The organism is Sinimarinibacterium arenosum (assembly GCF_005047655.1).
Lineage (GTDB): Bacteria > Pseudomonadota > Gammaproteobacteria > Nevskiales > Nevskiaceae > Solimonas.
On record NZ_SUKF01000010.1, the window covers coordinates 38654 to 58318 of the forward strand.

Annotated in this window: 16 protein-coding genes and 2 tRNA genes; 3 read left to right on the forward strand and 15 right to left on the reverse strand. The window is 63.6% G+C overall.

From position 1 onward, the window contains the following. Nucleotides 1-38: 38 nt before the first annotated feature. Nucleotides 39-785, forward strand: coding sequence for a BPSS1780 family membrane protein (locus E4T66_RS18840; protein WP_136851195.1), 747 nt, complete (start codon nucleotides 39-41; stop codon nucleotides 783-785). A gap of 27 nt (nucleotides 786-812) precedes the next feature. Here the strand turns inward: E4T66_RS18840 and E4T66_RS18845 are convergent, their stop codons facing one another. From E4T66_RS18845 to E4T66_RS18860, 4 genes are all read right to left on the reverse strand, one after another. Next, nucleotides 813-1265 carry a hypothetical protein gene (locus E4T66_RS18845; protein WP_136851197.1) on the reverse strand — a complete coding sequence of 151 codons (453 nt, stop codon included), beginning with the start codon at nucleotides 1263-1265 and terminating at the stop codon, nucleotides 813-815. Between the two features lie 13 nt (nucleotides 1266-1278). Continuing rightward, complete coding sequence (locus tag E4T66_RS18850) at nucleotides 1279-2514, reverse strand: threonine ammonia-lyase (protein WP_169577718.1); 1236 nt, start codon at nucleotides 2512-2514, stop codon at nucleotides 1279-1281. Then, nucleotides 2514-3005 (reverse strand): DUF4124 domain-containing protein, encoded by a 492-nt coding sequence (locus tag E4T66_RS18855; protein ID WP_169577719.1) that lies wholly within the window; start codon nucleotides 3003-3005, stop codon nucleotides 2514-2516. Before E4T66_RS18855 ends, E4T66_RS18850 begins: the two co-directional genes overlap by 1 nt. A 115-nt stretch (nucleotides 3006-3120) precedes the next feature. Next, nucleotides 3121-6159 carry a WD40/YVTN/BNR-like repeat-containing protein gene (locus E4T66_RS18860; protein WP_136851202.1) on the reverse strand — a complete coding sequence of 1013 codons (3039 nt, stop codon included), beginning with the start codon at nucleotides 6157-6159 and terminating at the stop codon, nucleotides 3121-3123. 195 nt (nucleotides 6160-6354) lie between these two features. Here E4T66_RS18860 and ettA point away from each other — a divergent pair, with 195 nt between their 5' ends. Continuing rightward, entirely contained in the window at nucleotides 6355-8019 is a 1665-nt protein-coding gene (ettA, locus tag E4T66_RS18865) for an energy-dependent translational throttle protein EttA (RefSeq protein ID WP_136851204.1), read from the forward strand. A 416-nt stretch (nucleotides 8020-8435) separates the two neighbouring features. On the opposite strand, the gene E4T66_RS18870 is transcribed toward ettA, so the two are convergent. From E4T66_RS18870 to recA, 10 genes are all read right to left on the reverse strand, one after another. Further along, nucleotides 8436-8528, reverse strand: a tRNA-Ser gene (locus E4T66_RS18870). Between the two features lie 170 nt (nucleotides 8529-8698). Then, nucleotides 8699-8775: transfer RNA gene (locus E4T66_RS18875), tRNA-Arg, on the reverse strand. Between the two features lie 83 nt (nucleotides 8776-8858). Continuing rightward, nucleotides 8859-9053, reverse strand: a complete 195-nt coding sequence (gene csrA, locus E4T66_RS18880) for a carbon storage regulator CsrA (RefSeq protein WP_136851206.1) — start codon at nucleotides 9051-9053, stop codon at nucleotides 8859-8861. Nucleotides 9054-9147: 94 nt separating this feature from the next. Continuing rightward, entirely contained in the window at nucleotides 9148-10374 is a 1227-nt protein-coding gene (locus E4T66_RS18885; protein ID WP_136851207.1) for an aspartate kinase, read from the reverse strand. 98 nt (nucleotides 10375-10472) lie between these two features. Then, nucleotides 10473-13109, reverse strand: a complete 2637-nt coding sequence (gene alaS / locus E4T66_RS18890) for an alanine--tRNA ligase (protein ID WP_136851209.1) — start codon at nucleotides 13107-13109, stop codon at nucleotides 10473-10475. A 263-nt stretch (nucleotides 13110-13372) separates the two neighbouring features. Further along, a complete protein-coding gene (locus E4T66_RS18895; RefSeq protein ID WP_136851211.1) occupies nucleotides 13373-14104 on the reverse strand; it encodes a PepSY-associated TM helix domain-containing protein in 732 nt (243 codons plus the stop codon). Continuing rightward, nucleotides 14101-14664: an FMN-binding protein gene (locus E4T66_RS18900; RefSeq protein WP_169577720.1), complete on the reverse strand. Its 564-nt coding sequence runs from the start codon at nucleotides 14662-14664 to the stop codon at nucleotides 14101-14103. The genes E4T66_RS18895 and E4T66_RS18900 overlap by 4 nt, the downstream gene beginning before the upstream one ends. After that, complete coding sequence (locus E4T66_RS18905; protein WP_211243032.1) at nucleotides 14648-15922, reverse strand: porin; 1275 nt, start codon at nucleotides 15920-15922, stop codon at nucleotides 14648-14650. The genes E4T66_RS18900 and E4T66_RS18905 overlap by 17 nt, the downstream gene beginning before the upstream one ends. A gap of 229 nt (nucleotides 15923-16151) precedes the next feature. Next, entirely contained in the window at nucleotides 16152-16625 is a 474-nt protein-coding gene (locus tag E4T66_RS18910) for a regulatory protein RecX (protein ID WP_136851217.1), read from the reverse strand. Beyond that, nucleotides 16606-17637, reverse strand: coding sequence for a recombinase RecA (gene recA, locus E4T66_RS18915; protein WP_136851219.1), 1032 nt, complete (start codon nucleotides 17635-17637; stop codon nucleotides 16606-16608). The genes E4T66_RS18910 and recA overlap by 20 nt, the downstream gene beginning before the upstream one ends. A 320-nt stretch (nucleotides 17638-17957) precedes the next feature. On the opposite strand from recA, the gene E4T66_RS18920 reads away from it, so the two are divergent. Then, nucleotides 17958-19001 (forward strand): CE1 family esterase, encoded by a 1044-nt coding sequence (locus E4T66_RS18920; RefSeq protein ID WP_169577721.1) that lies wholly within the window; start codon nucleotides 17958-17960, stop codon nucleotides 18999-19001. 72 nt (nucleotides 19002-19073) lie between these two features. Here the strand turns inward: E4T66_RS18920 and thpR are convergent, their stop codons facing one another. Continuing rightward, nucleotides 19074-19658, reverse strand: a complete 585-nt coding sequence (thpR, locus tag E4T66_RS18925; protein WP_136851223.1) for an RNA 2',3'-cyclic phosphodiesterase — start codon at nucleotides 19656-19658, stop codon at nucleotides 19074-19076. Between the last annotated feature and the right edge of the window lie 7 nt (nucleotides 19659-19665).

The following is a 19665-nucleotide window of genomic DNA, read 5'->3' on the forward strand; positions in this document are numbered from 1 at the left end:
AGGCACACCTGACCCCACGTTACCCACGGGAGGCGTTCATGCAGCCGCAGCAGCCGATTCACACCGCACCGGCCGGTGCCGGATGGCGCTGGATCACCGATGCGTTCCGTCTGTTTCGCGCCGATGCCGGCGCCTGGATCGCCGCGATGATCGTGGTCTTTGTCGTCACCATCGTCGTCAGCAGCCTGCCGTTGCTCGGATCGCTGCTGATCAATCTGTTTGCACCGGTCCTGTTCGGCGGCATTGCGCTGGGTGCGCAGGCACAGGATCGCGGTGAACGCTTCAAACTCGAATATCTGTGGGCGGGGATGCAGTCACCGCACCTGCAGCCTTTGCTGCTGCTCGGCGTAGCCTACGTGGTGATGGGCGCGATCATCGTCGTCGTTGCCATGGTGCTGGTATTCGGCTCGGCCGTCAGCGTTTCTGCGCTGAGCGGCGACCACGCTGACGTGGCCGCAGCCAGCGGGGTCCTTCTCGGCGCCTTGGTGGTGCTGCTGATGTCCGCGCTGATGGGCATGGCCACCTGGTTCGCGCCGACGCTGGTCGTGCTAAGCAGCATGGATCCGGTTGCTGCCCTTCAGACCAGCTTTGCCGCCTGCCTGCGCAATGTCATTCCGCTACTGGTGTACGGCATCGCCCTGCTGGCGCTGCTGATACTGGCCATGATTCCGCTGGGACTGGGGCTGCTGGTGCTGGCCCCGGTAATGCTGCTGTCGGTGTTCACCGCGTACAAGGACATTTTCGTCCCTGCATCTGCGGCACCGCGCAGACCCGTGATCTCCTAGCCGATCGAATCAGCGACTGCGCCCCGGTCACTCCGTGGCTTTGTCGCCTGAGCCGGTCGCCTGATCGTCGACAGGATCCGGTTGTCCTTCGTCCTTGGCATCGCGTGCCGCCTGCGGACCGGGCAGCGTCACGTGACCGACATTCTTCAGCTCCGGTGGCAGCATCCACTCGCCCAGATCGAAGCCGCCCTGCTTCATCAGCCGTGCCAGCCCCTCAAGCTGTTTGCTGTTGCCCCGCGTCGGCACCATCGTGCCAGGGCGTGACACCAGTGCACCGATCTGCTCGAAGAAACGCCCGCGATCGGTGATCAAATTGCCGGTTGCCGGCTTCGACTGCGCCCACTTCTGCGCAGCCCGAAAGTCGACCGAGGTCGTCACCAGCGCACCGCCCCCATCGATGATGATCTGCACCAGATCACCCTGTCGCACGACGCGACCACGTCCGGTCGCGGACTCGAACAAAGACAGCGTGCGTTTCATGATGATTTCGGGGTCAGTCGAATTCCATGCCGCCGGTGCCCAGGCGCACGGTGAATCCGGAAGCGATCAGATCATCGAAGATCTGCCGCGCATGCGCCATGTCCTGCGCCTCGACCATGACTTCCAGGGTCGCCCCCTTGGCATGACCACGATGCAGGCGTTCATGATGAACCTGCACGATGTTGCCGCCGGACTCGCCGATACGGCCTGCGACCCGCGCAAGGATTCCTGGCTGATCCTCAATGTCGACCGACAGACTGATCAGACGCTGCTCGTTGACCAGCTGGCGCAGCAGTACCGACGCCAGCAACCGCGTATCGATATTGCCACCGCACAGGACCAGCCCGACCTTGCGGCCGACGAAACGTGCCGGATCGCTCAGCATCGCGGCAAGCCCGGTGGCGCCGGCACCTTCGACAATGACTTTTTCAATCGACGCCAGCAGACCGATCGCGCGCTCGATCGTCGCTTCGTCGACCCGCATCAGCTCGGCCACCTGCTCGCGGATAATCTCGATCGTCAGACGACCGATATTCTTGACGGCGATGCCTTCGGCGATGGTCTGTCCACCGCGCACCAGCTCGGGATCGTTCTGCAACGCCGCGTAAGCCGAGGGATAACCCGACGACTCGACACCGATCATGCGCACATTGGGATCAAGGCCGTGCGCGGCGATCGACATGCCGGCAATCAAGCCGCCCCCGCCGATCGGCACCACCAGCGTATCCAGACCCGGCGCCTGCTCCATCATCTCCAGCGCTACCGTTCCCTGACCCGCAATGATCAGGGGATCGTCATAGGGATGAACCAGGGTCATGCCTTTTCCGGCGACCAGTTCGCGCTCCAGATATTCCTGCGCATCGGCCAGGGTTTCGCCATGCAGGATCACCTCGCCGCCCAGCTCGCGGGTGTTGCGCACCTTGGTAAACGGCGTATTGCGCGGCATCACGATCACGCTGCGGATGCCCAGGCGCGTCGCATGGTAGGCCACGCCCTGCGCGTGGTTCCCGGCCGACATCGCGCACACGCCCGCTGCGCGCTCAGCCTCCGTCAGGTGCGACAGTTTGTTCAGTGCGCCGCGCTCTTTGAACGAAGCGGTGAACTGGAAATTCTCGAACTTGAGCCAGACTTCGGCTCCGGTAATCTTCGACAGCACGCGCGAATGCGTGCAGGGCGTGCGCACGATCTGGCCGTCCAGCACCGCTGCGGCGCGACACACGTCGTCCAGACTGATCAAGGCAGCGGCCACTACTTCTTCTCCTGACGCAGAGAGGTCGAACTGACCACGCCATCGGTGAACTTCACATGCAGCCGGCTGCCGTCGTCGAGCAGATAACTCCAGGTCATGCGTTGCGACTTGCCGCTCTGCGAAGTCGCCACGGTGATCGGATCACCCCGCATCCGCCGCACATCCTCGGGGGTCATGCCGGTGACGATTTCATCGGCAATCCGTGCCGCGCGGAGCTTCTCCTCCTGCTCCTTGCGCGCCTGATAGTCGGCCGTCCACTCGGCATCGGCCTTGGCCTTGCGCTCCGCGGCGCGCTGGTCGCGACGCTCGGCCTCGCCCAGCAGGTCCACCTTCGGGCCGGACGGCGGCGGCAGGATCATCGGCGGCGGCACGTCGATACGCTCTGCCGAATCGCCACAGGGCTTGTCGGAAAACACCGTGGCGCCATCCACCTGGCAGCGATAAACCTCATCGGCAGCCCGCGCCACAGGCGCCCACGCAAGGCACCCCATGGCGCATGAGATCCACGCTGCGATTCCAATGCTGGCTCGACCGCACATGCGCGGCATTATAGGTGCAGCGCAGCGGCGGGCGGATCATTCGCATTGCGCCGCGAACAGCAACCGGTCAGCGCGCCAAGCCGCTGGCGATCCGCCGCCGCATGCGCAACGCCACCATGGCCAGCAACAGCAGCAAGCTGGCCGGCGCTGCGGCGCCACTGCCAAAGCGACCGGCGTCGGTGCCGCCGGTTCCACCCCCCACATCCGTTCCCGCATCAGCGAAGCGATAGCGGTAGACGCCGCGCCCGTACACCGAGGCATACAGCAGCGTGTCGTCACCCGGCCCGCGCTGCAGCCACGTAATCGGCGTGCTCGGCAGCCCCGCACCGAGCACACTCCAGTGGCTGCCGTCGGTATCGCTGGAAATGAACGCGCCGATGTCAGTTCCCACGATGACCTGGCCATTGCGGACGGTTACCGCCTGGAACGGCACGTCGGGCAGCTCCCCGGAAATGTCGGTGAAGGTCTCGCCCGCATCGGTGGACTTGTAGACATGACCGCTACCGATGTCGGCGTTGCTGTCCAGGTACGAGCCCGGGACCACCCACTGGCGATTGGCATAGCCGGCCAGTGCAACGTAAACCGTGTTCGGATCCTGCGGGTCGATATCGATGCCGCTGATGTAGCGATTCGGCAATCCCGCCGCGGTCGCGATGTGCCAGCCCTGACTGCTGCCCTTCTGCGGCGCGGCGTCACCGCCGACGTTGGTCGCGATACCGCTATGGAACCCTTCGTCGGTGTGATTGAGGATGTCGCACACACCGCAGAAGCCCACATAGGCCGCGTCGCCATGGACATCCAGCGTCGACATCACATTGGTCGCGCCGCTGGCCGCCGTGCCGAGATTGAATACCTCGGTCCAGCTACCGTCGGGGCCTTGCAGACGTTCCACGATCTCCTGTCCGCCGGTCATCAGGTGATTGGCGTCCAGCGGGTCCATCACGAACACCGTGCCGAACATCGCACCGGTCAGCGACGGCGCAATGCCGGACCAGCTCTGTCCGCCGTCCTGCGTCACGCGGATGTCGCCGTAGGTGTACTCGGTGTAAGCGACATCGCTGTTGTCCGGATCGACGGCCGCATAGAAGCCGTCGCCGCCGTAGGTCATGTAGTACTGGCCGTCGGTATCGACTTTGCCCGAGCCATTGTCTTGCAGGCCGAACCAGACCACGCCGTCCTTGGCCGCCGCGATGCCGTACGGCAGGGTCGTATTGAAGCCGTCGTTAGCGCCATCGCCCCAGCCGTCGTTGGCGAAATCGTTGCTGCTGTCGACATGCTGCGCGTATGCACCGCCGTCGTTGCCGACGATCAGCGTGACCCCACCACTGCCATCTGTATCCAGGATGAACACCCCGGCGTGCTGGTCTGGATGCGTGGTCGTATGCGGCAAAGGCTCGTTGCTCAACGGACAAGCCGGCAAGCCGAGACTTAGCGCCCCGCAGGTCTCGCCGGCAAAGTAGTCACCGATCACCATGAAATCACCGGGCCCGGCCTGCAGCGTGCCATTGAGCGGCACATCGGTCAGCCGGTTCATCCAGACTTCCTCAAGCCCGAACACCAGGCGCGTCGGCACGCCATCCAGCGTGCGCGTTGGATCGGGATGGACCCACAGGTTGTAGTACGCCTGAACGCCCGGCGCATAGCCGAGCGCGCTCTGCGTCAGCAGCGCCGAGCCGCTGCCGGGCGCGATGATCTCCAGCGTATCGGCCATGCGCGTCCACGACTGGCCGAAGTCCAGCGACACATACAGCCCGTTGAACAGCGACGAATTCAGCAGCCCGCCGAGACCGGTCGGGTCGTACAGCGCTTCCGGCAGGTCCAGCAAGGGAAAACCGCCGTTGAACAGCACGGCGTCCTCGACCATCGCGTAGACGATGTTGTGATCCTGTTCTGCACCGATGGCCGGTCCCAGCGCGATGCGGCCGGTGCGGTCCTGCGCCGCAAATCCATTGGGCAGAAGCGAATCCGGCGCGGCAATGTCGAGTTTGGCAAAGGTGCCGGCCGCGCCCGTCGCCGAGAAGTACAGGCCGTTGCCGGGCGAATGCGGTTTGCCATCCGGATACAGCTTGGTGTTGCCGGCTCGATAACCCACGGCCGCCAGCACCTGGCCACCGGCTTCGTCGGTAGCGCCGCCGGGCTCCTTGACGATGACGTCTGTGACGAAATTGGCGAACTGGCATTCGCCGTCGTAGCGCCCGTCGCAGCCGCCGCCGACCGGAAGACTGATCAGGCTGTAGCTGCGACCGGCATCGGTGGAGCGGTACAGACCCTTGCTGGTGCCGAGGTAAACGATGTTCGGATCCGCATGATCGACCGCGACCTTGAATCCCATGATGCCGTCCGGCACCCCGCTGGCCAGCGTCCAGCTCTGACCGAGATTATTGGACCAGAAAGCCCCGAGCCCGACATAGGTGCCACCGCCCATGCTGGGCTCGCCGCCCAACGCGACGACTGTTCCGCCACCGGCTGACGACCAGCCCACCGCGCCGATGGTCTGCGACGGCAGCGTGTCGCCGATCGAGACCCAGTTCTGGGCGAGATCCTCGCTCATCCATACGCCACCGTTGCCGACGCTGGCGAACAAACGTCGTGCGACCGGATCAAAGTCGAAGGTGTCGATGCGCCCGGCAACCTTGGCCAGGCCTTCGCCATTGACCGCGCCATAACGCGGATCGTTGGCGATCACCGGACCGCCGCCATGTGGCTCCCAGATGCCGCCCGCACCCGCCACCTGAGCTTTCTCGGAACTCAACACGGCCTTTTGCGCCACAGCCGCTTGCATCGCGCCCGGCGCGGGCACGCCGCGGCGGAACGAAAATTCGCGCTCAAGACTGACGCGTTCGTGTGCCGGCTCGAATCCGCGGCCCCGCAAACAGGCGGCGCCCTCACGCTCGCCATTGGTTTCAACGTCACCGCCAACGCGGCGCGTGCCCGGAGGACATTCGCCTGACACGGCAAAGCGCGCCAGATCGTAGACCTGCCGCGGACTGTGAATCTGGAACTTGTGTGCCGCAGCGGCACAGGCCACCACTACAAGCATCGAGCTGCCCAAGTACACGGCACGACGACGTGCAGCAGTGCGCCGCTCGACTGAGATCTGGTCCATGTTTGCTTCCCCGCCCCACTGGTAGTTATGGCGCCAGTCCCATCGCGATCAGGAGCGGCCCGTTGATTGTTGCCGACCCCGCAGCGAGCCGCGACGGGGATTCCACCCATTGGCGCGCCGATGGCGCATGACAGGCCCGCGGCCACTACTGGATAATCAGCGCCCCGGAAATTCCAGAACTCATCCAGAACGCATATGTCCCAGTACGTCTACACCATGAACCGGGTCGGCAAGACCGTCCCGCCGAAGAAGGAAATCCTCCGCGACATCTCGCTGTCGTTCTTTCCCGGCGCCAAGATCGGTGTGCTCGGCTATAACGGCGCGGGCAAGTCCACGCTGTTGCGCATCATGGCCGGCGTCGACAAGGACTTTCACGGCGAAGCGCGGCCCATGCCGGGACTCAAGGTCGGCTACCTGCCGCAGGAACCGCAGCTCGACCCGAAAAAGACCGTCCGCGAGAATGTTGAAGAGGCGCTGTCGGTCATCAAGAACGCCCAGGCCGAGCTGGATCAGGTCTACGCCGCCTACGCAGAACCGGACGCGGATTTCGACAAGCTTTCGGCGCGCCAGCAGGAGCTGGAGGCGATTCTGGCCGCGGGCGATGGCCACAACCTCGACGTCATCATGGACAAGGCCGCCGAGGCACTGAACCTGCCGCCGTGGGATGCCGACGTCACCAAGCTCTCGGGCGGTGAACGCCGCCGCGTGGCGCTATGCCGGCTACTGCTGTCCAAGCCCGACATGATTCTGCTCGACGAGCCCACCAACCATCTGGACGCCGAGTCAGTCGCATGGCTGGAGAAGTTCCTCAAGGATTTCCCCGGCACCATCATCGCAGTCACGCACGACCGCTACTTCCTCGACAACGTTGCCGGCTGGATTCTGGAGCTGGATCGCGGTCACGGCATTCCCTGGCAGGGCAACTATTCGACCTGGCTGGAGCAGAAGGAAAAGCGCCTCGAACAGGAACAGAAGTCCGAAGACGCGCACACCCGCGCGATGAAGGAAGAACTGGAGTGGGTGCGCAAGAATCCGAAGGGACGCCAGGCCAAATCCAAGGCCCGCGTCAAAGCGTTCGAAGAGCTTGCTTCCGCCGAGTTCCAGAAGCGCTCCGAAACGAAGGAACTGTACATCCCGCCGGGCCCGCGCCTGGGTGACGTCGTCATCGAGGTCAACAACCTCAAGAAGCAGTTCGGCGATCGCGTGCTGTATGAGGGCGTCAACTTCTCGGTGCCGCGCGGGGCCATCGTCGGCATCATCGGTGCCAACGGCATGGGTAAGACCACCCTGTTCCGCATGCTCACCGGAGACGAAAAACCGGACGGCGGCACGATCAAGATCGGCGATACGGTGAAGTTCGCCCACGTCGACCAGTCACGCGACGCACTGGATGGCGAGAAGACTGTCTTCCAGGAAATCGCCGGCGGCCAGGACATCCTGCGCGTCGGAAACTTTGAAATGCCTTCCCGCGCGTACATCGGCCGCTTCAATTTCAAGGGCGAAGCACAGAGCAAGCGCATCAGGGAGCTGTCCGGCGGCGAACGCAACCGCGTGCATCTGGCCAAGTTGCTGCTCAGCGGCGGCAACGTCCTGCTGCTCGACGAGCCGACCAACGACCTGGATGTCGAAACCCTGCGTGCGCTGGAAGAAGCCGTGCTCGACTTCCCGGGCTGCGTGATGGTGATCTCGCATGACCGTTGGTTCCTCGATCGCGTCGCCACGCACATCCTCGCTTTCGAGGATTCCGGCGACGTGGTCTGGCACGAAGGCAACTACCAGGACTACGAGGAAGACTTCCGCCGCCGCACCGGCAGCGAGCCCGGCGTCAATCGCCGCGCACGGCACAAGAAGCTGGCATAAGGTCCGTTCTCGCAAAAAAGGCCCCTTGTGCAAGGGGCCTTTTTTGTTGCTGCCGCATCCATCGCGACATCGGCCGCACGCCGGCCTGACAAGGCCAAGGCAACACCGGCCTTGCGATGCACTCCCCACCGAACAGGCGGGACGGATGAGCGGAGACCGCGCGACGCATTCCTCAGGGTCACGCAGCGTGCAGACACTGCGATCGCTGACATCGCAGTCCATCGCCACCACTGGCTCCGCACCAAGATCGGGATGACGTGAAACAGGTTGCCGCGCTCTCCATACAGCCATTCTGAGGCGTCATGGTTTGCGATGAGGGCTGCTGCGCGCAGTCGCGCCCCAAATACGGTATCGAAGGTTAAAACGCCGAACCCCGGCCAAACAAAAAGCCCCGCGCGGGGGCTTTCTGTTTGAATTGGCGGAGAGAGAGGGATTCGAACCCTCGATACGGGTATAAGCCGTATACTCCCTTAGCAGGGGAGCGCCTTCGTCCACTCGGCCATCTCTCCGGGACGATCAGCCAGGGCTCTCACCCTGCACACACCTCGATCAATCTTTCGAATGACCGGAGCATCGCAACGTGGCCCCGGTTGGCTTCGATCTGTCAGTCACAACCGACTTATCGAAGCACTTCTGTCGATCTGATTTACACGATCGACAGCACAGTCCATTTAAATAATGGTGCGCCCGGAAGGATTCGAACCTCCGACCCCCAAGTTCGTAGCCTGGTGCTCTATCCAGCTGAGCTACGGGCGCGCATTCCCTGCAAACAACGCTACAGGGGCCGCGATTCTAGCGGCCTCGCTAGTGAAGGTAAAGAGAAAGTTGCAGCGAATTTGTCAGGCGGCCGCTTTCGACAGGTTTTCAACATCGTCATGGTGCAATCGTTCGAAAACTTCCTCGCGATGCACGCTGATGTCACGGGGCGCTTTGACGCCAATGCGCACCTGATTGCCTTTGATGCCAAGCACCGTCACTTCCACCTGATCGCCGATCATCAGGGTCTCACCGACGCGCCGTGTCAGTATCAACATTCCACCATCCTCCATGACTGCATGGGTGCAGTGTCAGAGAATGCGACGGTGGGTCCAATCCTGAGCGATGGCCCACCGCCTGTGGATAAGTGACTCAGGCGGCCGGCGCCGTCTCCAGTCCGAAGGCCTTGTGCAAGGTCCGCACGGCCAGCTCCAGATACATTTCCTCGATCACCACCGAGATCTTGATCTCGGAGGTCGAAATCATCCGGATGTTGATGCCGGCCGCGGCGAGCGCCTTGAACATCTTCGACGCAATACCGGCGTGGCTACGCATGCCGACACCGACCAGCGACACCTTGACGATGTCCGTGGCGCTGGCGACGCCCTTGGCGCCTAGCTCGGCCCCTAGTCGGCTCATCACTTCCAGCGTGCGCTCGTAGTCATTGCGATGCACGGTGAAGGTGAAATCGGTGGCGCCGTCGCCGCCGACGTTCTGAACGATCATGTCGACTTCGATGTTGGCCTCGCCCACCGGGCCAAGAATGGCCGCGGCAATACCCGGGCGGTCCGGCACGCCGCTCATGGTGATCTGGGCCTCGTCGCGGTTGAATGCGATGCCAGAGATCAGGGGCTCTTCCATCTTGTTGTCCTCAAGCGTAATCAGAGTGCCTGGGCCATCCACGAAGGTGGACAGCACACGCAGCGGAACCTTGTATTTACCTGCGAATTCGACCGAACGGATCTGCAGCACCTTGGAGCCGAGACTTGCCAGCTCGAGCATTTCCTCGAAGGTGATGTGATCCAGGCGCCGCGCCTTCGGTTCAACCCGCGGATCAGTGGTATAGACGCCGTCGACGTCGGTGTAGATCTGGCACTCGTCCGCCTTCAGCGCCGCAGCCAGTGCCACACCGGTCGTATCCGAACCACCACGTCCCAGTGTGGTGACGCTGTTGTCGTCGCAGATACCCTGGAAGCCGGCAACCACTGGTACGATGCCGGCCTCGCAATCGCTGCGCAGGCGTTCTGCATCGATTTCCTGGATGCGCGCTTTCATGTGCGAGCCATCCGTGCGAATCGGAACCTGCCAGCCCGTGTACGAGCGCGCCGAAACGCCGACCTTCCCGAGCGCCAGCGCCAGCAGCCCGATCGTGACCTGCTCACCAGTGGCGGCGATCTGGTCGAACTCACGCTGCGATCCTCGCGGATCGATCGACTTCGCCAGCTTCAGCAGGCGGTCGGTTTCGCCGGACATCGCCGACACCACCACCACGACCTGATGCCCCTGTCCATGCCACGAGGCGACCTTGCGCGCGACATGCTCGATGCGCTCGACCGAGCCCATTGAGGTGCCGCCATATTTCTGAACGATGAGTGCCATTTGAAAAGCAGTTTCCAGTGAGGTGTTTCCAGTCCCTGGAGCGCATTCCCGTTTCGGTGAACTGAAACGGTGGCCCGGCAACTGGAAACCGAATGCCGTTATTGAAGCTTCTGCTCGACCCAGCCGTAGACGCTGTCGATTGCCGCCGGCAGTGCCGCTGGCAGCGTGCCGCCGGCCTGCGCCATGTCCGGTCGACCACCACCCTTGCCACCAACCTGACCAGCGACAAAATTGACCAACTCGCCGGCCTTGACCTTGCCGGTCAGATCCTTGGTCACCCCGGCGATCAGACTGACCTTGTCGCCATTGGCTGCGCCGAGCAGGATCACGCCAGAGCCGAGCTTGTCCTTCAGCTGATCCATCAGATCGCGCAGACCGCCGCCGTCGACTCCTTCGACGCTGGCCGACAGCACCTTGGTCCCGCTGATGTCGCGCGCCTGCCCCACCAGATCACCGCCGGCGCTGGACGCCAGCTTGGATTTGAGCGCCGCCAGTTCCTTGTCCAGCTGCTTGCTGCGATCCTGCAGCTGCTCGATCTTGGACACCAGTTCGTCCGGAGACGCGCGCAACAACTCCGCCGCGTGGCGCAGACGCTGTTCCAGCTCGCGCAGATAGTTCAGCGCATTGTCTCCGGTGATCGCCTCGACGCGACGCACGCCGGCGGCAACGCCGCCTTCCGACACAATCTTGAACAGGCCAATATCGCCTGTGCGCGCGACATGCGTGCCACCACAGAGTTCGGTCGAATAGCCGCCCATTGTCAGCACGCGTACTTCGTCACCGTACTTTTCACCGAACAGCGCCATCGCGCCAGCCTTGATCGCGTCGTCGTAGCTCATCAGGGCGGTTTCGACCGGCACATTCGCCAGCACCGCCGTGTTCACACGACGTTCGATCTCGGCCAGTTCCTCAGCCGTGATCGGCTGGTTGTGCGAAAAATCGAAACGCGTGCGCTGGGCATCCACCAGCGACCCCTTCTGCGCCACGTGCGCACCAAGCACGTCGCGCAAGACGCGATGCAACAGGTGCGTGGCCGAGTGATTGCGCATGGTTGCGCGGCGCAAGCTTTCGGTGACCTCGGCCTTGACGGAATCGCCGACCCTCAGCGTGCCTGATGCCAGGCCGCCGTGATGACCGAACACCGAGCCCTTGATCTTCTGCGTGTCCGCGACATCGAAACGCATCGTCGCCGCGGACAGCACGCCACGATCACCGACCTGACCACCAGACTCGGCATAGAACGGCGTGGCATCCAGCACGACGACACCCGATTCGCCGGCGTTGAGCGCGTCAACCGACGCGCCGTCGCGGTACAGCGCGACGACGGTCGCCTCGCCCTGCAACGCGTCGTATCCGGTAAAGCGTGTATCGGCCCCGGTGTAACTCAGACTCTGGCCGGTCTTGAAACTGCTGGCAGCGCGGGCACGCGTGCGCTGCGCTTCCATCTCGCGCTCATAGCCGTCCATATCCAGGCTCAACTCACGCTCGCGCGCGATATCGGCCGTCAGGTCCAGCGGGAACCCGTAGGTGTCATACAGCTTGAACACGACCTCGCCGGGGATGGTCTTGTCGGCAATGCCGGCAATCGCCTCGTCGAGCAACTTCATGCCCTTGTCCAGGGTCACCGCGAAGCTGTCCTCTTCGGCACGGATCGCCTTTTCGATCTGCGCCTGCTGCTCAACCAGCTGCGGATAGGCTTCGCCCATGATCTCGACCAGCGGCTTCACCAGCGCATGGAAGAACGCGTCAGTCACGCCAAGCTTGTAACCGTGACGGATCGCGCGGCGCATGATCCGGCGCAGCACGTAGCCGCGACCTTCGTTGGACGGCAGGACGCCGTCAGCCATCAGGAATGCCGTGGCGCGGATATGGTCGGCGATGACCTTCTGCGACGGGCTCGAATAGGGCTCTGCCCCGGCCAGTTTCGCCACGGCCTCGATCAAGTGCCGGAATACGTCGATCTGGTAGTTGTCGTGCGTGCCCTGCATCAGCGCGCTGATGCGCTCCAGACCCATGCCGGTATCGACGCTGGGCGCCGGCAGCGGTGACATCGTGCCATCGGCCGCGCGGTCGAACTGCATGAACACGATGTTCCAGATCTCGATCCAGCGATCACCGTCCTCTTCGGCCGAGCCCGGCGGCCCGCCCCAGATGCCCTTGCTGCCATCCGGATCATGGTCGTAGAAGATCTCGGTGCACGGGCCGCAGGGGCCGGTGTCGCCCATGCTCCAGAAATTGTCGGAGGCGTAGCGCGCGCCCTTGTTGTCTCCAATGCGGATGATGCGGTCCGCCGGCACGCCAATCTCTTTGTTCCAGATCTCGAAGGCTTCGTCGTCTTCCTGGTACACCGTGACCAGCAGGCGTGCCGGGTCGATCGCCAACCAGTCCTTGCCGGTGATGAACTCCCAGGCAAAACGGATCGCTTCCAGCTTGAAGTAATCGCCGAAGCTGAAATTGCCGAGCATCTCGAAGAAGGTGTGATGCCGCGCGGTATAGCCGACATTCTCCAGATCGTTGTGCTTGCCGCCTGCGCGCACGCACTTCTGGCTGCTGACGGCGCGCGTGTACGGCCGCGTGTCCTGCCCGGTGAAGACGTCCTTGAACTGCACCATTCCGGCATTGGTGAACAGCAGGGTCGGGTCGTTACCCGGAACCAGCGGGCTCGACGCGACGACGGTGTGAGCCTGCTGACGGAAGTACTCCAGAAAGCGGGCACGAAGCTCGTTGCTGTTCATGGGAATAACAGTTCGGAAAGGCAGCGTTCGGGAATGCGGCGGTAAAGACCGGATTCGAAACAAAAAGGGGCGTTATGGTAGCCAAGCCCCGATGTTGCCGCCACACGCGGCGTGTGCGCACTGGCGCTGACGGAGCCTTCCGGCCACGCCCACCCTACCCTGCAGCGCCCGCGAACGCGACCCGGAATGCGCGATCAGGGTCGGGTCACCGTCACGCCGATGCCGCACCGACTGAAACAGGTGACAGCAGCCAGCTGACGCGCTCACGCGCGCGGACGGTGCCGGCTCCTCAGCCACAACCAGAATCCGCTGACCGCCAGCAGCGCGAACAGCAGCGCGAACACATCGACCACCCAGGGCCCCCAGGCACCCAGCAGCCGCCCGCTGTGCAGGTCGAGCAGCACGCGCTCCCAATTGAGCTGACGGCTGCGCGCATCCGCGACGACAGCCCGGGCCAGCGACACCGGCAGCGGGCGGGCACCGGTCACGGCATCCGGCGCTGCACTCGGGGTCCAGGCCAGCAGACTGCTGTCACTGGCATGCCACAGCTCCCCGGTCTCGATCAGCACGCGATCTGCGCTTGCCGCGATCGCATCGATTGCGCCCGGTAGGGAAGCCCGATCCAGCTGATCGATCCGATGCCCCGCACCGTCGAGAACCACCAGCGCGTCACCGCCGCCGGCGAAGATCATGCCCTCGAGCGTCACGGCACCCCGCAAACGATCGAGCGTCCCCGCCGCATTGGCATCGACATAGAGCTGGCCGCCGCTGACGCTGATCCAGAACGGCGCGACAAAGTACCCCATCGGCGCCGCGATCTGGATGCCATAGCGATCCAGCACCCAATCCGCCCGGACCGGACGCTGGTCAAGTCCCAGCGACGGCGCATGGTTCAGCAGCATGCCGGTCACCACCAGCAACAGCACGCCGATCGCTGCCAGGGCGCCGGCGCTGCGATGCCAGCGCCGCATGCGAATGCGGACGCTATGGGTCATTCGCTTCGCAAATGCCGGTCGAGCATCAGCGCAACGCGCGCAAGCTTGCGCACCGCGTTGACCGACAGGGTCGCACCCGCGATGTTGTCGATCCGCCGATCCAGTTGATCATCGGCATCGAGAATGGCGCCAGAGAAGCGTCGGGTGAAAAAGTCGTTGCGCACTTCCCATCCGCGGCTTTCCCGATAGATCAGAATGCGCAGCGCCTGAATCCGGCCCTGATCCACGACAATGCCGACAGTGATTGGGCGCTCCTTGCCGATTTCCTCGAGAATCCAGGCACTGCGCGCAGCAGACTGCCAATACCGCAAACGCACGACTCCGGGCGGATGGCCCAGCACGTCGGCAACCTGATCGCGCAGCTCGCCGGTCAACCACAGAAGCTGCGGTTCCGGCGAGGATCCGTCGAAAGCCGAGGCGACAAATGCCTCCGGCGTCAGGAACACCGATCCTTCCGCATCGACCGCGGCCACCGCGGTGGTGATCGCGGCCAGCAGCAGGCCGACCGCGATCACGGCACGGGATCGCTTGTTCAGACGTGAATTAGAAGTTGTAGCCAAGACCCAGGTCGAATCCGTCGAAATCGCGTCCATTCTCGGACGACAGGTCATGCTCGCGGACACGGTAGTCCGCCTTCAGCACGACCTGCGGATGGGGATAGTAGTTGAATCCACCTTCCCACTGCGAAAACTGGTCCTGCGCCCGCACGCCATCGACTTCCTCATAGCGCACATAGAGTCCGAAAGGCTCGGCAATCCGATAACTCGGCTCGACGTACCAGCCACTCTGGCGATCGGCATCGGCCAGCTCAGCCGCGTCACCCGACAGATCCCAGCCGGCATACAGTGCCCGCAACCCGAATGCACCCCGCGTCCAGATCGCGTGCGCGGTGTACAGCAGGGCTTCGTCCAGACCGTCGCCGTCGGCCTGGCTGGCATCGGATTGCCATTGCAGCGTACCCGCCAGCTCCAGTCCGGGGACCCCGGTATAGCGCAGGCGCGTGGTGTACGCGAGATCCGAAGCATCGGCCTCGGAGGTCTTCTGACGCCCGGAACGCACCCGGAACGCGCTGCTGCCGTCGGTCGGAATTGCCAGCCCCTCGTGGATCATGACATCCCACTGCAGACCTTGGGCAAACCGATAGGTCGCGCCGGCGCCGCCGGCCCACCAGGTGCTGGGAATGATGATGCTCTCGACGTCATTGCGCTCGACGCCGTAGAACGTCGTCGGCTCGTGCGTCTCGTTGAGGATGCCGACGGGAATCAGCATGAGTCCGCCGCGGGCCGACAGCGAGGTGTTGACGTCGAACTCCACGTAGGCCTGCTCGACTTCGACTTCCCCATCCTGCCCGTCGCCGGCAATCGAGTGCTCGACCTCCAGCTCGGATACGAAGCGGACGCGATCGGAGAAGTCGTAGCCGGTGTACAGCACGAATCGATGCAGATCGATCATGTCCAGATCGTTGGCCGCATCGTCCGCACGCAACTGGTTGTAGTGCAGCTCGCCATAGCCGCCGAAATGCACTGCCGAGGGACCGTTTCCGCCCCCCTGCGCAACATCCGCCAGGGCATCGATCCTAGCCTGCTGAGCGTCAACCTGCTGTTTCAGCGCGCCAACCTGCGGTGCGTCCGCACGATCCTCGCGCTCCTCCGCGAGCTGCTCGCGCAGGGATTTCACCTCCGCCTGCAAGGCCTGGATGATCTCGAACAGCTCCGCATTGCTCGGCGGTTGGGACTGGGCCGATGCCGGCGCGGTCGATGCCAGCGCCAGCAAACCCGCAGAGTAAATTGCGGCCGCGCCGCGCGTCAGTAAATTCAAGGCTCTTCTCCGTGGCAGGGCGGCCTGCACATGGATGGCCGGCCCCGATCGATGGGTCCTGATGTTCTGGCCGCCACGCACGCACTCCGAAAACCCAGCAATACGGCCTGCGGGATATCCGGCAGCCGGGCGGCGCCCCATACAAATAGTAATATGAATGATATTCGATCTCAATATCATGAACTCGCGTATTTCCGGCGCATCGACGGTGGCGGTCGGCCCTGCCGGTTCAATCGAAGTCGGAAAGGCCCTTCAGGACCATACGGATATGCTCGGACGCAAATCCGCGCCCGGCGAGAAACCGATACTGCTGCTGCCACTGCTTGGCGCTGGACGCCGGCCCGCTGAAGCGGCGCTGATGCACTGCGCGCACGCGTTCACACCAGTCGATATCCGCAGCGTCCAGTGCCTCGCGTGCCACAGTGTCGGCAACGCCCGCGGCCTGCAGCTCGGCACGGATCCGCAGCGGACCGTAGCCCTGCTCGATCCGATTGCGCACCAACATTTCCGCGTAGCGCGCATCGGATTGCCAACCCGCCTCGCCGACTGCGTCGACCACGGACTGTGCAACATCGTCTGCATGACCCCGCTGCTTGAGCTTGTAGGCCAGTTCAGCCGCGCTGTGCTCGCGCCGTGCTAGCGCCCGCAACGCCGCGTCGCGGGCGCCCTGCTCGGTCAGCTCCTTACTTTTCCGCGGCGGCATCCGCGGCCGGGGCTGCGCTGCTCGGCGGCAGCAACTTGGCTCGGATTGCCAGTTCCAGCTCTGCCGCGATCTCCGGATTCTCACGCAGGAAGTTGCGTGCGTTCTCCTTGCCCTGGCCGATCTTGTCGCCCTTGTACGCGAACCACGACCCGGATTTGTCGACCAGTCCGTTCTGCACACCCAGATCGATCAACTCACCGAGCTTGGAGATGCCTTCGTTGTACAGAATCTCGAAATGCGCCTCACGGAATGGCGGTGCCATCTTGTTCTTGACGACCTTGACGCGGGTTTCGTTGCCGATGACCTCGTCGCCCTTCTTGATCGCACCGGTGCGGCGGATATCCAGACGCACCGAAGCATAGAACTTGAGCGCATTGCCACCGGTGGTGGTTTCGGGCGAACCGTACATCACGCCGATCTTCATGCGGATCTGGTTGATGAAGACCACCATGCACTTGGAGCGCGAGATGTTGCCGGTCAGTTTGCGCAGCGCTTGCGACATCAGTCGCGCCTGAACGCCAACGCTGGAATCGCCCATCTCACCTTCGATTTCGGCCTTCGGCACCAGCGCCGCGACCGAGTCGATGACAACGATATCCACGCTGTTGGAGCGCACCAGCATGTCGCAGATTTCCAGCGCCTGCTCGCCGGTGTCCGGCTGCGAGATCACCAGGTCTTCAACCTTGACGCCGAGCTTGGCGGCGTACTTGACGTCCAGCGCGTGCTCGGCGTCGATGAATGCGGCAACGCCGCCCGCCTTCTGACACTCGGCAATCACGTGCAACGTCAACGTGGTCTTACCCGACGATTCCGGGCCGTAGATCTCGACCACGCGACCGCGTGGCAAACCGCCGATGCCCAGCGCGGAATCCAGATTCAGCGAACCGGTGGAAATGACTTCGACGTCCGGCACGAAGCCGTCCGGCGACATCTTCATGATGGCGCCCTTGCCGAACTGACGTTCGATCTGGCTCAGCGCGGCTTCCAGAGCTTTCTTGCGGTTTTCGTCCATAGCGTTTCGATCTGTTGAAAAGGGGGTCGACATCAGTATGCCCGGCCGCTGTCTCATTACCTGAGCCTGCGGCGGAGACCCGATCGGCTGGCGAAGCCCTCCCGTTTTGGTCTCGTGTGATCCCGCAGCGGCCGATGGGTGCTCTCTGAGACGCGCATTCTCCCACAGACCTCCGCCCAGCACCTGCCCCGCCGGGACATCCGCATCGAATCAATGGAAATCAACCTGTTACGGAACATTCCTACATCAGTTCAGGTACATAATGGCCGGAGCCGTTGCACTCATTGGGGGTTTTCGTGCGCCGTCACTTTCTTATTTCTGTGACCATCTGTCTTGGCCTGTTCTCGGGCAACGCCTCTGCGAGCCTTGCCGATTCCCTGCAAACGCTGCAGAACAACCTGCAGAGTTCACTGCAGACCCTGCAGGGCAACCTGCAGAACTCGCTGCAAACTTTGCAGACGAACCTGACCGAGGGTTGGCAGAACGCCCAGGAGCAGCTGGAGATCGGCCTTGCGCGGCTGCAGCACAGCTACTTGTTTCCAACCGATGGCACGATTTCGTTTGAAGAAGCTGTCGAACACGAGGGTGTCGGCCGTCGTGCGCTCTATATCCGCCCGCTGGCCGATCCGGTGGAGCCGGTCCCGGCCATCATTCTGCTGCACTATGCCACCGGCACGTCCGAGGACATTGCCAACGCCACCCGCATCGGCGATCTGGTCGCCGCCACCGGCGCCTGGGCTATCGTCCCCGAGGGTCAGAACCACCGCTGGAACGACGATCCGGAATCGGCCACCGGCGCCGACGACGTGGGCTACCTGGCCAAGGTCATCGAAACCGCAACCGCGCGCTATCCGATTGATCCCACCCGCATCTACGTTGCCGGCATGTCCAATGGCGGCTTCATGGCAACCCGTCTGGCCTGCGAGCGCCCCGAGCTGATCGCGGCTGTGGCCTCGGTCGCTGCATCGATGCGCACCTCGCAGTCCCGCGCCTGTGCGCCCGCGCAGACCATGCCGATGATGCTGGTCCTCGGCACCAGCGACCCGTATGTCTGGTACGACGCACGCCTGGGCCTGCTGTCGGCGCAGGACACCTTCCGATTCTGGGCGCAAATCAACGGTTGCGATCCGTCGGCAGTGGACCTTGAGGACGTTCCGGACGTCGCCGATGACGGCACCCGCACGGTCATCTCCCATGGGGTCGGCTGTACCGGTGACACCGCGCTCTATACCGTCGAAGGCGGTGGCCATACGTGGCCACAATGGTCACCAACGATTTCGCCATTCAACCTCGGCCGAGTCGCCCAAGACTTTAACGGTGACCAGGCAATCTGGGCATTTTTCGAATCCCAGCGACGCCCGTAGAGCGGCGCCGCTGGCGCCCACAAGCAAGCCGGCAGGACGTTACCGTAACGGCCTGCCGGCCTGACCTGCGGCTCACCACAGCGACAGCTGATCCGGCGGCTCGCGCTCGGCGTCGGGCGCTCCGTCCAGAGCCCAGCGCGCGATGATCTCGTAGCCGCCGGGCTCGCGATCAAGGTGGCTGCGCACCAGCACGAACTCGTCGGCTTTCCAGCGGATCGGCGCGATGGCGGTCTTGGGCAGCAATTGCTCTGCGCCGCGCTGGATCGTCAGATGCGGCACGAAACGGCCCCGCTCAAGGCTGATGCCAACAGCCTGCATCGCCTGCCGCAAGCGCTCATGCAGCAGTCGCAGCTCCGGAGGTTCTGCATGCGCACCGAGCCACCAAGGCACCCGGCGACCGGCGCGAAAACTGCCTGCGTGGTCCAGCACCCACTCGAACGGCGGCACCTTGATCCGGCTTGCCGCCTGCCGCGCGGCGGCTTCCTGCGCGTCGCTCAGGGCGCTGCCCAGAAACAGCACCGTCACGTGATACTGCTCCACCGGAGTCGGATGCCCGCCCGGCGACATCCGAATGCGCACGCCACGCGCCACGTCGGCGGCTGCGGAACGTACCGCATCGTCAGGCCACAATGCGAAGAACAGGCGATTCAGATGCATGTCGACC